Source organism: Solibacillus sp. iso_87 (genome assembly GCF_056173085.1).
This window is the reverse complement of record NZ_CM149656.1, coordinates 3,132,611-3,148,137: the sequence shown is the minus strand read 5'-3', so window position 1 is coordinate 3,148,137 and position 15,527 is coordinate 3,132,611. Positions and strand designations below refer to the sequence as shown.

The 15,527-nt window shown below is 36.6% G+C and carries 12 protein-coding genes and 1 pseudogene; 7 read left to right on the top strand and 6 right to left on the bottom strand.

Annotated features, from left to right (window positions below; translation table 11 throughout):
- Positions 1-61: 61 nt before the first annotated feature.
- Complete coding sequence (locus tag AC0VXV_RS16125; RefSeq protein WP_475529211.1) at positions 62-1,816, top strand: sensor domain-containing diguanylate cyclase; 1,755 nt, start codon at positions 62-64, stop codon at positions 1,814-1,816.
- A 281-nt stretch (positions 1,817-2,097) separates the two neighbouring features.
- On the opposite strand, the gene AC0VXV_RS16120 is transcribed toward AC0VXV_RS16125, so the two are convergent.
- Complete coding sequence (locus tag AC0VXV_RS16120) at positions 2,098-2,841, bottom strand: SDR family NAD(P)-dependent oxidoreductase (RefSeq protein WP_475529210.1); 744 nt, start codon at positions 2,839-2,841, stop codon at positions 2,098-2,100.
- A gap of 395 nt (positions 2,842-3,236) precedes the next feature.
- Between AC0VXV_RS16120 and AC0VXV_RS16115 the strand changes: the two genes are divergently transcribed.
- Entirely contained in the window at positions 3,237-3,989 is a 753-nt protein-coding gene (locus AC0VXV_RS16115; RefSeq protein WP_475529209.1) for an SDR family NAD(P)-dependent oxidoreductase, read from the top strand.
- Between the two features lie 166 nt (positions 3,990-4,155).
- Positions 4,156-4,599, top strand: a complete 444-nt coding sequence (locus AC0VXV_RS16110; protein WP_475529208.1) for a CDI toxin immunity protein — start codon at positions 4,156-4,158, stop codon at positions 4,597-4,599.
- A gap of 48 nt (positions 4,600-4,647) precedes the next feature.
- Here the strand turns inward: AC0VXV_RS16110 and AC0VXV_RS16105 are convergent, their stop codons facing one another.
- Positions 4,648-5,385: a sulfite exporter TauE/SafE family protein gene (locus AC0VXV_RS16105; protein WP_475529207.1), complete on the bottom strand. Its 738-nt coding sequence runs from the start codon at positions 5,383-5,385 to the stop codon at positions 4,648-4,650.
- Between the two features lie 756 nt (positions 5,386-6,141).
- On the opposite strand from AC0VXV_RS16105, the gene AC0VXV_RS16100 reads away from it, so the two are divergent.
- Positions 6,142-7,605 (top strand): S8 family peptidase, encoded by a 1,464-nt coding sequence (locus AC0VXV_RS16100; RefSeq protein ID WP_475529206.1) that lies wholly within the window; start codon positions 6,142-6,144, stop codon positions 7,603-7,605.
- A 261-nt stretch (positions 7,606-7,866) separates the two neighbouring features.
- Here the strand turns inward: AC0VXV_RS16100 and AC0VXV_RS16095 are convergent, their stop codons facing one another.
- Complete coding sequence (locus tag AC0VXV_RS16095; RefSeq protein ID WP_475529205.1) at positions 7,867-9,531, bottom strand: S-layer homology domain-containing protein; 1,665 nt, start codon at positions 9,529-9,531, stop codon at positions 7,867-7,869.
- A 176-nt stretch (positions 9,532-9,707) separates the two neighbouring features.
- Between AC0VXV_RS16095 and AC0VXV_RS16090 the strand changes: the two are divergent.
- Positions 9,708-10,464 (top strand): annotated as a pseudogene (locus AC0VXV_RS16090) (DUF2935 domain-containing protein).
- 390 nt (positions 10,465-10,854) lie between these two features.
- Here AC0VXV_RS16090 and AC0VXV_RS16085 read toward each other — a convergent pair.
- Positions 10,855-11,016 carry a hypothetical protein gene (locus AC0VXV_RS16085; RefSeq protein ID WP_475529203.1) on the bottom strand — a complete coding sequence of 54 codons (162 nt, stop codon included), beginning with the start codon at positions 11,014-11,016 and terminating at the stop codon, positions 10,855-10,857.
- A 140-nt stretch (positions 11,017-11,156) separates the two neighbouring features.
- Here AC0VXV_RS16085 and AC0VXV_RS16080 point away from each other — a divergent pair, with 140 nt between their 5' ends.
- A complete protein-coding gene (locus tag AC0VXV_RS16080) occupies positions 11,157-12,062 on the top strand; it encodes a glycine-rich domain-containing protein (RefSeq protein ID WP_475529201.1) in 906 nt (301 codons plus the stop codon).
- A 751-nt stretch (positions 12,063-12,813) separates the two neighbouring features.
- Here AC0VXV_RS16080 and AC0VXV_RS16075 read toward each other — a convergent pair.
- Together AC0VXV_RS16075 and AC0VXV_RS16070 are read right to left on the bottom strand one after the other, a co-directional pair.
- Positions 12,814-13,431, bottom strand: coding sequence for a GGDEF domain-containing protein (locus AC0VXV_RS16075; protein ID WP_475529200.1), 618 nt, complete (start codon positions 13,429-13,431; stop codon positions 12,814-12,816).
- Positions 13,432-13,539: 108 nt separating this feature from the next.
- Positions 13,540-14,013, bottom strand: a complete 474-nt coding sequence (locus AC0VXV_RS16070) for a DUF2062 domain-containing protein (protein WP_475529199.1) — start codon at positions 14,011-14,013, stop codon at positions 13,540-13,542.
- Between the two features lie 258 nt (positions 14,014-14,271).
- Between AC0VXV_RS16070 and AC0VXV_RS16065 the strand changes: the two genes are divergently transcribed.
- Positions 14,272-14,529, top strand: a complete 258-nt coding sequence (locus tag AC0VXV_RS16065; RefSeq protein WP_475529198.1) for a UDP-glucose 6-dehydrogenase — start codon at positions 14,272-14,274, stop codon at positions 14,527-14,529.
- Positions 14,530-15,527: the final 998 nt, after the last annotated feature.

The window sequence follows — 15,527 nt, the reverse complement described above, 5'->3', positions numbered from 1 at the left end:
AAAATAGTATAATTGTAGCATGAAGAATAATAAACAAACTTGGAGGAAGGGGTCCCACGTCATGAGGACGTACAAATGTAACCAACTAAAGCAAATGCATCGGGTCGCCTTCTTCTGTATAATCTTGCTGTTCCTGATTCCCCTATCAGTCAAGGGATCTTCTGAGGTCAATCGTATCGTTCTCGGTCTTCACTTCGATGTGTTTCACGATTCTTCTAAAAAAGTGACGATTGAAGATCTGATTCACGGAACGTATGATTCAAGCTTTAAACCGAGCACCCAAAAATATCCCTTTTTTTGGCATACAACTGATACAGTATGGCTTCGGCTGCCACTTAGTGAACTCATTCAAGGGAGCACGAGTGACTATGTGATTGAAGGCATTGACAAGCAAGATCACGTAGATGTGTATTTTGTTAAAGAAGACGGCTCTTATACCGTTCAAAAAGGAGGCATTGCCGAGCTTGATCGTCAACCAATCCGGTACCGCTCTAACTTGATAGCGATTGAAGAGCCCGATGTGGAGGATGTGTATATTGCGCTTTATGGTGAAATGCCGCTCATGTTCACTTCTTATCTGTATAAAAATAGCAGCTTTCTTGAAAGCGTTATGAGTTATAAGTTTTCCACTGGGATATTTTACGGTTTTTTGTTAGGACTCATGCTCTATAACCTGTTCTTGTTTTTTTCTTTCAAAGAAAAAACATATTTTTACTATGTGTTCTATATGTTCAGCTTTATGGCGTACCAAGCCACAATGAATTCATTTGACCTTGAACTTTTCGGCCATGTTTTTTCGGAGTGGTTCATATTTCGAACAATAGCGATGAGTGGCAATTTAATGGTTGTCTTTATGATTTTATTTGGAAAGGAATTCCTGGAACTAAAAAAACATTTACCGAGGCATAACCTTGTGCTCAACATCTTTTTATGGCTCTCAATTTTTTCTTTTGTTTCCACCTTCCTCGTACCGGAACTTGAAACCGTCAATAATATGCTTAGCTCCCTAACCGTAATCGTGTTAGCTTTTCTTTGGTTCTCCGGTTTAGTTATGTTATTGAAGGGGTTTAAAATGGCTCGCTTTTATATGGTCGGCTGGACGGTTTTGCTTGGGACGATACTAATTCAAGCCCTCGGTTTTTTAGGATGGATTCCGTTCCATCCGCATCAATATGAACTTTTACCTGCCATTGCTGGCTGCTTTGAAGCAATTTTTCTCTCATTGGCCCTTGGCGATAAGATTAATATAATGAAAAAAGAAATGAACAACAAACTAGAAGAAAAAGTACAAGAGCGGACGAAACAACTCCAGGACGCAACACAAAGGCTTGAACAGCTCGCAAATACAGACCGCCTCACAAAGATTGCAAACCGAATGAGTCTGGATTTTCAGTTAGATAAACAATTACAGATAGCCAAATCAGAGGGAATGCCGCTAGCCCTTATTTTGCTAGATGTGGATCAATTCAAAGCAGTCAATGACCACTACGGCCATCAAGTCGGTGATATGGTACTTAAGGAAACAGCAAATCTTTTAAAAGAAAATATCCGCAAGACCGACGTGGTCGGACGATGGGGTGGAGAGGAATTTTTAGTGATTTCACCTCATACAGGAACATTTGAAGCGCTGGAGCTTGCTGAGTGTCTGCGGCAACAACTTGAAGCTTATCCTTTTAATGAAATTGGGCAAGTAACTGCCAGTTTTGGCGTAGCTATCTACATAGAAGGCGATACACATACAACCTTGTTATCCCGCTGTGATAAAGCGTTGTATGATGCAAAAGAAAAGGGACGGAACCTAGTCAGTTTCCTGTGATTATGTGTTCAAACAAATTGGTACGAACCAAATTTTCTGAGAAGTTGTTCTCGTATTATGGAGCAATAATCATTACTGGTTTTAAACTATAAATAGAAATCGGGTACTTTCCATGAATAAGGAAAGTACTTTCTTCAATTATAGGGGTCACTACCTTCTGAAACAAGAATCAGCGCTCGTTTTATTATAGGGTCATTATTACTGAATGGTATTTTATGGTATATATAAAAAAGAACCCAATTCTTTTAATTATTGGGTTCCTGTTAAATGAGTACGTTGAATTACTGGGCTGTATATCCACCGTCAACAGCAATCACTGCACCTGTAACGAAATCATTTTCGGCTAAGAAAACGAAAGCATGAGCAATTTCGCTTGGGTCTCCAAGTCTGCCGATCGGGTGTCTGGCAACAAGTCCTTCGTAGAATTCTCCAAGAGCTTCTTTGTTTACCATACCTGACTCAATGTACCCAGGAGATACAGCATTAACGCGAATATTACGAGAGGCATATTGAAGTGCAGAGGATTTGGTCATCCCTACAACGGCATGTTTTGAAGCGACATAAGGATATGCCCCGGCTTCAGCAACAAGTCCTAAGATAGAGGACGTGTTTAGTACGACACCGCCGCCAGTTTTAAGGAACTCTTGAACCGCATATTTGGTTCCGAAGAATACACCGTCTTGATTTACACGAATAACTCGTTGATAATCTTCATAAGATAATTCATGCATTTCACCTAGAGCGCCGATACCAGCATTGTTAACGATGATGTCTAAGTTTCCGTATGTTTCAACAGTTATCGCAACAAGATTTTTTACTGACTCTTCATTTCCAGCATCTACTTGAACAAATAAAACCTCGAAACCTTCAGCTTTTAATTCTTCCTCTTTCGCTTTACCTGCTTGTTCGTTGAAGTCTGCCAAAACCACTTTTGCCCCTTTTTCTGCAAATGCCTTTACTGTTGCCAACCCAATACCAGAAGCTCCCCCAGTAACGATGGCTATTTTGTTATTTAAATTTGCCATATAAATAAACCCTCCTCACCAATTTTGAAAAATAAAACGCTTACATAACTACTTTGATAACTGTATTCAAAGTTTCAAGCCGAATATATCATCAAGAAAATTATTTGTAAAGTTTTGAATATTTAATTAATTTTTGAATTTGTTCTATAGGCAAATTATGGGTATGGTAATGCCTAAGCTTCGGGAGCAAGGTCACGCAGTCAATATAAAAAAATGGGACAAAGAATAAAAAGAAGTAGAAGTAAATAGTTAAAGATGTTCTAAAATCTGCATACAATAATTTGCCTCTTAAATGAAGAAGTTGTATATTTAATTTGTTAATAATAAAAAATATATTAACGATACTAGGAACAATCACGGTAGATTTGTGATTCTTCTGAGAAGGAGAAATTTAGTTGAAATTAAAAGGCAAGGTAGTGATCATTACAGGTGGTGCTGGCGGTATTGGCGCTGGTATAGGTCGTGCAATGGCAAAAGAGGGAGCAATTGTGGTGGCAGTTGATCTCAATCCAGAAGCAGGCGCAAAAGTATTGGCGGATTTACAGCAATACTCACCAGAATCTAGCTTTATTGAATTTGATTTAACAAAGCATGATCAACTAAAAAATGTCGTGGAGCAAGTTGTCGAGAAATATGGCCGTTTAGATGTGCTAGTAAATAATGCGCACGCTTCTAAACAAGTACCATTCCTTGAAACAACACCAGAACATTTAGCATTGTCAATGGATACAGGCTTCTACCCTACATGGTATTTAATGCAAGCGGCTATTCCACATTTAAAGAAAACACGTGGCAATATTATTAACTTTGCATCAGGTGCCGGTTTAAAGGGACATAAAACACAAGCTGCCTATGCAGCAGCGAAAGAAGCAATTCGCGGGATTACACGTGTCGTAGCAAATGAATTTGGTGCAGATGGTATTACAGCCAACTTGATCTCACCAATCGCAAATTCCGAGGGTGTACAGGCATGGGCCAAAGCACAGCCTGAATACTATCAAGGGGTACTTGAAGGTATTCCGATGGGTAAATTCGGTGATCCGGAAGAAGATATCGGACGGGCTGCTGTCTTTTTAGCTTCGGAAGACTCGAAGTATATAACAGGTCAAACATTGATGGTTGATGGCGGCTCTATCATGCTCCATTAATATCGTAAATTAAATAAATAACAATGAAACGGGTGCAGGGGTAGCCCCTTATATCTCTTCAAAACATACAAAAAGGCGCTTTCTTTATTGAGAAGGTGTCTTTTTTACTTGAAATTACTTCAGGGGAAATGCTTTATGAAGTTTCTTTTATTGATTTTCTTCTTATTTGAATGCAATTGATTTCCGTGATAATCGCTTAAAACTTGCGAATGAGTTGGGTGCAACAGCTACAATTACGGAATTATTTGAAATTCTAAATTCTAGTAATAGTGATTCAATTGTAAATGATTTCTCTGAAAATTTCCCGATTACTTCTTGGAACAGAATTGACTGGGAAAATGCTATTGTTAACCGAATTGAATTAAATGACCAAGGAATTAAAAGCATTTCTTCCCTTCTAAATTCTAAAGGATTTGATACTTTAATTCCTATATATATCTTTTGGGGATACAATGATCATCCATGTGTAAAAACTAAATTAACTGGAGAATTATTAAGTAAGATAGAAGATATTGTCTGGTTAGGAAATGATTTATATCTTTACTTTATTACGCAAAAATATGTTATAGAATTCTTTCATGATGATACTGTTAATATTGGGTGGATTTAGGTCAACAAAAACTTTGTTTTGTTCAACTAAGGGGTTTCAGTTAAATAACTATCTTCCAAAGTAATCTACAATTATTTGTACGATTAAAAGAACTGTTACTAATCTAAGAAGTGGTTTCACATGTTCCGTTTTTAATTTACGAGCTAATCTTACTCCGAACTGTGCACCAACAATGGATCCAAGCATTAATGCTATGGTAAGTGGCCAGAGTATTTTACCCGTTGCTATGTAAGTGATGGCAGAACCAAAGCAACTTGCAAAAACGCCAACTCTTGCTAAGCCAACTGCTCGAATATAGGAAATTTTTTGGCTTGCATATAAATACATCGCAAGTGTACTGCTTCCTGGCCCAAACATTCCGTCATACATTCCTATACCAATTAGTGCAGTTCCTGATTTTTTATTTGCATGAAACTGTTCAGTTCCATCAAAATTACCTGTATTCATGAAAGAAGTTACAAATGCAAAGCTTAATAAAATGATGGCAATAATCGTTAGGGTAGTTCCGCTTAAAAAGGAAGCAATGAGTCCACCTAAAATACCTCCTCCAAGACAAAACATTAGGACTAATAATGCTTCATTCTTGGAAATTTCCTTTCTCTTTATTATGACAAGAAAGCTTGAGAGCGAACTGACAGTATTGGAAACCTTGTTTGCACCGATTGCTGAATGCACGGGTAACCCCATAAGTAACATCGTGGGTAAGCTAATCAGTCCCCCTCCTCCGACCAATGTACCGACTACATTACCTATAATTCCAATCATAAAAAAGATGACAAATTCCATTGAACAACCTACTTTCAAAATTCCACTATAGATTCAGTTTAACACGTATAATCTTTGGTATGAACTCTAAATGAAACAACTTTTTTAGGCTGATTTAATGAGTGAGCATATCAAAATTCGATGAATGGAACGATGAGGCAGAAGAATAATCGGTTAAGGGGTAGTTAGGAGGAACCAAAAATGTTTATTGTTTTATTTAAAGTTATTTACATTATTATTAGTATTCTGCTTTTTGTAATATTAATTAATCTATTTAAGTACCATAAACTATTAAAAAAAGATGCATTAACACGTTCACAAATTGAAGCCTTTCATAAAAAGTTTCCCTTTGCGCTTATTATTATAATTATTTATTCGATAATTAGCTTTATACTCCCGTTCATCCTAAAAAGCTATTAAAACAATAATTGTGAGTTTAACGTGATATTTCATTAAAGGGCCAGATTGTGAAATAAAAATAATAGATGAAATACAGGCCTCTCTAAAGTAAAAGATAAAAAAGCAAATCCTCTTACCTAAACTACGAGGATTTGCTTTTTTTTGTCAGAAAAATATTCTTTAAGAATAGCCAATGACTGCTTTTGTTTCAATAGTAAAATAGTTATAGTTTTTTATATTAATAAAACTAATTTTTTTGAAATATCTATTAAAATGTTAAAAAAGGTGACGATATTTACAATGAATTCGGAAAAATCCGAGAAAATTACAACGACCTTATAAGAGAGTCGTTGTAAAAATTTAAGGGAGGCGTTATTTTTGAAGAAAAACATAGCTACTTGGCTTGTATTTATACTCTTATTTTCTCTTCTTTCTGGCAATGTATCAGCCGCGAAAGTTACAGGAAAAGAAAATGCTAGAAACGGCAATGACAAAGAGAGGGTCATTATTTTATTTAAAGAAAAGGTAGATAAAAATCTGGTTTCCAATGCAAAAGGCCAAGTGAACCGTGAGTATAAACACGTTCCGGCTTTAGCGATCTCAGTGCCAGCAACAGCAATTAAAGGTTTGAGAAATAACCCAAATGTTGCAGCAGTGGAAAAAGATGATGTTGTACAAGTTTCCGCCCAAACGCAAGACTGGGGAATTCAACGTATCAACGCACAAAAAACTTGGTCAAGTGGCGTGACAGGAAAGGGGACTAAAATCGCTGTTATTGATACAGGTATCTCCACACACGAGGATTTAGTCATTGCCGGTGGGGTAGCTTTTACCGACTACACTACTAGTTATCAAGACGATAACGGCCACGGTACACATGTAGCAGGAATTATCGGTGCGAAAAACAATACGATTGGAACAATAGGAGTTGCACCAGATGCAAATATTTATGCAGTAAAGGCTTTGGATGCAGATGGCAGCGGTTATGTTTCAGATATTATTTCAGGCATTGACTGGTCCATTACGAATCAAATGAATATCATCAACTTAAGTTTAGGTTTGTCAAGTGAATCGTTAGCATTAAAAGAAGTAGTGAATAAAGCATACAATTCAGGAGTATTAGTTGTTGCCGCTGCAGGGAATAGTGGAAAGACTGACGGAACCGGAGATACTGTCAATTATCCGGCCCGCTATGATTCAACTATTGCTGTTGCTGCAACTAATAGTCTAGATGCGAGAGCTTACTTTTCATCAACAGGTACGGCGGTGGATGTGGCGGCACCTGGGGACCGAATTTTAAGTACATTCATCGGAAACCAATATGTTTATATGAGCGGTACTTCAATGGCTGCACCCTATGTAGCAGGTAATCTGGCGTTATTAAAACAAGCATACCCTATGCTTTCTGCTTCGGACTTACGAAAAAAACTAGAAAGTAACGTTGTGGATTTGGGCTTGGTTGGGAAAGATACATTCTTTGGATTCGGTTTAATTCAAGCTCCAATTGTTTTGGCAACCACACCAGCACCTGTTGCATTAACAACCAATACAACGGTATCTACCAACAAAACATCCTACCTGGGAGGAGAAAGAGTAACAATTACAACGAAAGTAGTGGATGCCAAGGCAGTGGCTCTATCCAATGCAAATGTCACGCTTTCGATTACCTCTCCAACCGGCAGAATAACGACTCTAAAAGGGCTGACTAATGTAAATGGCGCATTTACATGCTATATGTCGACATCCTTATTCACAGTAAAAGGCTTTTATAAAGTGAAGAGTGAAACAACGAAACAAAATTACACTAGCAGTTCCGCAACAACTTCATTCCAAGTTCGTTAAACTGGATCAAAAAAAATGAACCATCATCATGGTTCATTTTTTTTAGAGCATCATTGAATTTAACCTTAACCGACCTTTTTATATTAGAAAGGTCGGTTTTTAAATATAGGAATTATGCTGGTGATGTAATGTTTGAAACTATGGGGTGCTTTAATCAAAAATTTATGCGCATGCTCTATAGGACAATTTTCACTGTTCAACAATCGGGTGCAATTCTTGAAAAAATTGCGCTTTCTTCAGCTAAAGGAGTGTTATATTGAATTACGATTCCTTCAGATTTTCAAACAAGCGATATAAAAACACAGAAAAATGTTCACGGCTTACTGGTTCATTTGGCATGAAGTATCCGTTACTACCTTTCGTAATGCCATTTGAGGCTAATATTTGAATAGATTCATAAGCAGAAAGTTTTGAAGATACATCTTTAAATTCCGTAGATGGACCTTGCATTTTTAAATTAAATGTATTCACTAAAATTTTCGCAAGCTGAGCACGTGTTAGGTTAGTTCTTAAATTCATTCTTCCATTTGAACCGTCCACAATTCCCGCACTATAAAACGGTAAAATCTGCTGATAATCATCACTGAAACGCTTCATATCTTTAAACTGAATCATTTCGCGTACCGGTATTAGCTCTAGATCAGTGCGAGATAACATCGTAAACACTTGCCGGCGTGTTATCGAATTTGCTGGTTTAAACTGGCCATCTGTATACCCTTGAATAATCCCCAGCGTAGATAGACCCATAATCTCTTTATGATAACGATAAGACGTTGGCACATCACTATACGTTACTTCATCAAATTGAATGGTATAATTTACTTCCTCTATTTGTGACGCAGTCGTATCTGGCTCTATCATGTAACTTCCTGCCTGTAACAGTGCCGTAATCGTATACATCCCTTGCTGTTGCTCACGATGATAATCTAAAATTTGATAATAGTTACCGGCAGCATCAGCTTTTTCAAGACTTGCCTCCATTAATTCCTTCGAATCGGTGGTAATCGTAAACTTCACCTTTTGATCATGATCTAACGTAAAATAGTATTCATCATTACGCCCTAAAAAGCCCCGAATCTTCTGGCCAGCTTTGAGTGTTGTACCAAAAATACTATTTTTATAGGTTTCCGGTTGTTCAATGGCTTCCGTTTTTAATATAAATTGATAAGTCGGACTATACCTAACATTTGCCTCCACTTCCACCGTATAGCTTCCAGGTGGCAAAATTTCCGTTTCAGAATCGGTAAAAAAAGGATTTGTCATTGTTGATAAAAAACGCCCTCTTTTGTCACCATCAACATTTATATACAATCTAACTGAGGGATCTGAAAAATTACGCATAAATTTTTCTGTCCGCAATGTTACTTTGCTTGTTTCATTCAGTGTAAAAGTATAATAATCTTTGAATGCACTGACAGTTCCAAAACTTTTAATAGTAGTGTTTAGTGGAATTGGATTCGCAACGTGTTTCATATTGTTTGGTTCTACATCAATAGCCGACTGTAGCGGAGCAACTGTGTATGCTGCATTGTACGGCTGTCCAGTAGGTCCATTAATTCGTACATAATACAGGCCTGCACGTAATTGGATCTGATGAACTGTTTTAGCCTCGTCTCCGTCCTCCTTCGTAGTTTCCATAAAAGCAAAGGAATCTCCGTGTTCGGATCCATTGTCTTGCAATAACACAACTAAAATGGAAGCTTTATATGGCTCAGTAACATCATCAAATGTAAATGTCACAAGTGAATCCTCATCAACCTTCATCCGGTAATAATCATTAGAATAATCCGGTATTTTTTCGATACGTGTATCTGCAGGCCAAAACGGCGCATCTTTCATATAACTATCAAAATAGGATGCTTCCGCTTTATATTCCAACGATAAAAGCATCCCCAATAATACACTCAGTACTAGCCATTTCTTCAATAGTGGGTCCCTCCATATAAAATACTCATTAGTTATTGTACATTAATATCTTTTATTAGCTAGAATTATTGTTAAAAATTTATTATCCAATTCAATATCTCTCATAAATTAATTTCAAGCTGAATAAATTGAATACCAGTGTGAAAAAAGGGGATGTAAATAGCGTGGGAAATTATATGAAGAGTGCTGTTTTTGAACATCAGTTTTGGCTTCAGGTGCTGGGAGATCATTCACGATTTATCTATGATTCACTATATCCATCTGAAATAGAGGATATTTCTAGAGCTGCTTCCTTTATACAGGTATTCGATCAACTTCTTTCTCAAGTAAGATCACTTAACGAATCCAATGCGCTTCTTTTCGCTAATAATGTTGAAGAAGCGGTAAATGAATTAAGGGCCTTCAAACTATCGATAATTGAACGGCACATTACGGGCGAAATGAAAATCCATTTAACACCTACATTCTTAAACCATATGGTGAACGAATTAGAAGAATATTTACGTATTATTAAACTATCTCAAACAGGGAGAAATACCGCCAATATTCCACGAATTACATCACCATCTCATCTGGCTTGTAGATGCTTCCGGTCATGCAGGTGCCATTAATGACCGATTGGATGGCGTAGAGAAAAGACTAAAGGAAAAAAGCAGTACCTTTACAAAACACTTTGATCAGTTTTATTTGAAAGCAGTGGAACTAACAGGCTATTTACGTACGAATATACAGAAGTTCCCGGCGTTAACCCGATTTAACTCTGAGGTTGAAGTGGAAATGGGCTTATTTAAAACTTTTTTGAATGAACTGGAAGAAATGGAGTTAACCGCAGAAGTGTTAGGATCATTTTCTGCATCCATGGCTGACCACATGGCTAGGGAAGAACAGTACTATTTAATGAAATTAGCCGAGTCGACGGAAATCAATCAGTAGCTGCCGGTTGTTCACTTCTAGCTAATGTTTGAAGTGACCAGTTAGACACGGTTATTTCGCATAGGCAGCTTTGGTAAAATGAGTCCGTTTGTACCGGACTCATTTTTAATTGCCTTTGCCATTATTGTTGAATAAAATTATCTTTATTTCTTTAGATTAGTATGAAATACAGGTTCCTTTTGCTGGTCATCCGACTTCAGGAACTGCATATATCATTCAAAACGAACTGTTAAAAGATGATGATCACGGGAAAATTAATGTTTATGTAGGAGGTAAAGTAAAAAAAATTGCTCAAGGTGAATGGTTTCTTTAAAACCTTAGTAAGATCAATGTAGGGAGACTAGGCAAAAAACGCAACGTTGAATACACAAATAGTTTACTTTAATGCTGTTAAGAATAAAGTAATATCTCAGGTTTTTTATTTGTTTTATCCTGTTCAAGTGCCTTCAGCGTACGTTTTTCAACCACCTTCGCTATTTCATGTTTATCGTCATAAAACTCTACGATCATAGCAAATTTAGATTTCGGCAGGTAATGAATCTTTAATTTCAATTTACCTACCCCCTCCTGCACTGATATTTCCTTTATGAATATTTGAGGGAGTTATTAGAATTTGTTAACATTACAGTTATAAGGTTTTTGCATTGCAGTTGATCAAATACATAACGTTCGGATAGGAATGGGGGAATTAGATGAAATGGTTATTCCTGCTTGCAGTTTTTATTTGGTTTGTTTTATTCATAATTAAAAAACGCTCATTCAAATTTAGATTGCCTCCAAAGTCGCTAGAGACCAAACCGCTTAAAGGTTTAAAAAAGCTTAGTGATAACCTGGAGCAATCTCTTAGCAAAAGTTATATGGAAAATGCGGAACAGCGTGTACGGAGAGAGAATAGGTTAAAAGAGAATGAGTATGAGTGGCGTCTTTCGGATTTAAAACGTTATTTTATTTTGACTTCTCTTTTAAAAGAGGCACCTATGTTTAGTGAGAAAGTAGATGAATTATGGCATCAGATGCTCATGTTTACCCGTGAATATGATGAGTTTTCAAAGAAATATCTTGGAACAAAACTTCATCATAGTCCAAATATAAATATAGAACCTGATCCTGATTTACGCGGATTTTTTGATTGGGTATATGCTGAACTCTTTTTTATAAGAAGGGAAAACATTCATCTTTATAATGGTTTTTTCAGAAACCCTGTACATCCAAATATCATAGATGCGTTTAAAGAGTTAAATGAAGATGAATTAATAGACATCTATTTTAAAAGAGACAGCAACTATATGAATACTATTCTCGCGCTTATTTCATCCATGAAAAAAACAGCAGGTAAAGTGAAAAATCGTGAGAAAAATGTGATACATGAAATGATGAAAAAAAGTAAGAATCAGCAAAATTACAACGCAATGCTCGTACCTTTCCTGTCTGTTTCTTATTTTCATTATGATGACTTTACAAGTTATATGAAAATAAGCAGCAACAGTTCATCGAGTTGTACTAGTTGCGGATCCGCAACCTTCTGTAGTTCCTGCTCATCTAAGAGTTCTTGTTCTTCTAATAGTTCCTGCTCAAGCTGCGGCGGGGGCGGAGATTAAAAAAATTCACATTCATTACATTTTCCTCAGGGGTGATAAAAGTATCTTCGGGAATAATCATATTTTCTCCTATAAATAATTATATTTGAACACAATGGCTTCTAAAGAATAACAATTCTTTTTATAGGCGGTCAGATCAAATAGTGGCCGCTCTAAAATAATATTATTTATTGCTTGGCTCAAATGTTTTTGGGTACAAGCATCTTTTATTTCAAATAGTTTTCAGGGATGTTACCCGGGCGTTCGATGTAATTTACATAAAGAAAATAAGCAAAGAACTAGATTCATATTGGATGGTAGCACTTCACTGTGGCATATCCAAAGGAAGCCGCTAAATTCGGAAAATTGATTGTTTCTTTCAAGCAATCAACTAAAAACTAATGGACCATACAGTAGGAGGGAAACTATGCTTTACGACGAAAGCGAGTGCAGTAGTTGTAGACAAACATTCAAATTATATGAAGTTACAATGAGATATAGACAATTCAAAGAAAGAGAGAGCAAAACTTTTCGTTGTGAAGAGTGCAACTCAAAAATACGAATGGACGCAATAAAAAACTTCATGGATAATTTAAAGTGATCGGTGCTGATGCGCCTAATCACTGAACAAATCTTTCCTTCCTCAAGTATAGGATTTGTTTAACATAACAATGCATAGGTTCCATTTGTACGATAAAAAAGCGCCCCCCCTGAAATATTCAGGTGGGCGCAAGATTCGTTTATATATGACGCAACGAGCAATTTAGCAACGTCACTTGTCCTTCTTATCCCTATACATATAAGCATCCGCTTCTTGCACAAGCTTCTGAAAACTCTTTCCGTGCTGAGGGTAGATGGCATATCCCACGGAAGCCTCAACATTCGAGAAGCTCTCCGCATTTTGCAGCGTAATCGCTAGTTGGAGTTTTTTTACGTAGTCGTCGGCCGATTTTTCCTTCATATTGTCTACGAGAACGACGAATTCATCGCCGCCCCATCTTGCAACTAAATCGTGTTTCGTAACAAATGTATTTAAAGCTGTGGCAACTTGTATGAGCAGTTCATCGCCTTTATGGTGACCGAATTCATCGTTTACTTCTTTAAATTTATTTAAATCGAGCATGATGATCCCTAATGATTGTTTCTTAATATCGCATATCTTTGCAGCCTTGTGGAAGTATTCTTCTACAGCACGTCGGTTATATGTACCGGTTAGCGGATCTCTTTCTGACAGGTATTTGACCTTATCAAATTGCTTGCCGGCCCACCAGGCGATACTGAGGAAAATGGCTGTTAAAACGAAAAATGTCCAATAAAAGGGCAGAGCTAAATACTGATGATAGTAGAAATAACGGATTATATTAAATAAGAGAACGATTCCTGTTGCCAATATTCTTCCCCTGTAGGGCATTTTATCACCTTGCTTACTTCGATATTTTAAAAAGTAATTTTATAATATTCCCGTAATTCTGCCAAGTGAGTGGGGAGGATTTCCAACTCATCGAATTTTGTTTAAAATCCTCACCCGGTATGTCTTAAACATAATATATACCATGATGTATATGAGAATCGAGGAGATCACTATATTGCACATGGCCCCTGTTAGAAAGGTGAATCCGCTCGAATGAGAATTCACAATGCCGGTATACGTATGTTCAATCGCATCTATGTATTCTACTTCATTAAATTCATCGACTTTTATATTTCGATCGAGTAGTAAGCTCCCAACCTTATAATTTAAAAAGAAAAGCAGCGGCCAAATAAAAGTGCCTAGGACACCGCCGACAAGTGCAGAAACGGTATTCGCCTTCAGGAGTCTTGCCATACCGACGGCAAGAACTGGGCCAAGTCCGAATGTAGGTAGCCAGCTAGGGATAAAACCGATTGTTAACCCTGAAGCAACTTGATGTGGACCAGATTTAAGCCGAAATAGCCGGATTAAATTATATTTAATGACGCGTGTTATTTTCATAGATGTATATCCTCTCCAAGTACTTCGTCATAACTGTAATACAGTCTTTATAGATATATTATACCGGATTTACTGGCTTAGGATTTCATTTTTCTGAATAATTGTAATAATAGAGATTTTTTGAGTGATTAGTGATTCATTTTGCAAAAAACGGGGTAATGGTTAGAAGCCGTATAAATACAGCGTGTTAAAAACGGGCTGAAGCAAGCCGATCAAAGGGTGACATCACGATACTAAACAGAAAAGGGGACATGGACTATGCTACAACTATTTTTTAACGACGATCATTTAATTTCAATTACGGGGGATCAGGAAATTTTATCGAAAGTACCTGACAACTATAAGCATTACGATTTAATTAAAATTAGAAGTGAATTGGTTAATACAGAACATTTAGTGGAGGCATTTGAGTTTGCTTTACGTAAAACGGATGCAGGGGCAGTACATGCAGCGGCTTACTACGCTAAATTGAAAAATATGTACGTTCAGAAAAAGCGAGCTCTTACTAATAACTAACTTCATAGTGTGAGCTTATATAAAGGATAATCGCTTCATCAAAGGAGCATCACCGTAAAAGATGAAATGGAAAGCATGGGAACATGGCACAACAGATGTGCCATGGTATCGCCAGGCTTTTTTTATTTGCAAATTTGTTTTGGGAAAAATACAGGCCCCTAGGATAAAGCTTATCATCCAAATTAATCCTAAAATATACAAAATTACTATATAAATATAAAGAAAAATCTAAAAATTTGCATAACTTATTACTCTCGGTATTAATTATACGCAAATTTAAACATTCTTCATAATTGTCACTATTAATTTTTCTTAACTCTAGCAATGTTATATCACCTTCCAAACATAGTTATGACTGTTTAATGTATATAAAATTTTCGCTTCTACAAGCCGTGTAGGTTCGGGTGAAGTATACGGTGGATCAGGAAATATTATTGCTGCAGGGGACTTACTAGCACAAAAAGCACGTTTTTGCTTTTATTAAGCTTAACATTCTCTGATGATACACAGCAAATTCGTACATGTTTTGAAACCACTGGTAACCGAAATTTTACAACGAAATAAAATTAGAAAAGCCGGTTAGATGACTCCGATAAGTTGCTGGAGTCATCTTTTTAGTGGTTAAAAGCTAAGGCGGAGAAGTAATCCTGTACCGATTTAGTGTTGCTTTGCAATAAAGTTTAAATAAAAAATGCCTCACAAACCCGTTTTTTACTATAAAAAAAGAAGAATCCATTTTTGAAAGTCCGATTAAAATAGATGTTAATAAGTTTATGAGTTGTTTCTGTAATGAAATGGATTAGAGTAGAGATGCTCGAGGGAATAAAAAGGGAGTTAGTGCCCAATTTTCAATCGAAGAAGAAAAATTAGCTTTTCGTGTAAATGAAGTGTTTGATGAAAAGGATTATCCCATTATCTATGCTAAGCCTCATCTTAAACAGTCGCTGTTTTAGAAGAACATACGAATGCATTAGAAATGAATAAACATCACTTACCAG

Excerpts from the sequence above, each read along its gene's own strand:
- AC0VXV_RS16125 (WP_475529211.1), top strand. The coding sequence starts at position 62 with ATGAGGACGTACAAATGTAACCAACTAAAGCAAATGCATCGGGTCGCC.
- AC0VXV_RS16120 (WP_475529210.1), bottom strand. The coding sequence starts at position 2,841 with ATGGCAAATTTAAATAACAAAATAGCCATCGTTACTGGGGGAGCTTCT.
- AC0VXV_RS16105 (WP_475529207.1), bottom strand. The coding sequence starts at position 5,385 with ATGGAATTTGTCATCTTTTTTATGATTGGAATTATAGGTAATGTAGTC.
- AC0VXV_RS16080 (WP_475529201.1), top strand. The coding sequence starts at position 11,157 with ATGAAATGGTTATTCCTGCTTGCAGTTTTTATTTGGTTTGTTTTATTC.
- AC0VXV_RS16070 (WP_475529199.1), bottom strand. The coding sequence starts at position 14,013 with ATGAAAATAACACGCGTCATTAAATATAATTTAATCCGGCTATTTCGG.
- AC0VXV_RS16065 (WP_475529198.1), top strand. The coding sequence starts at position 14,272 with ATGCTACAACTATTTTTTAACGACGATCATTTAATTTCAATTACGGGG.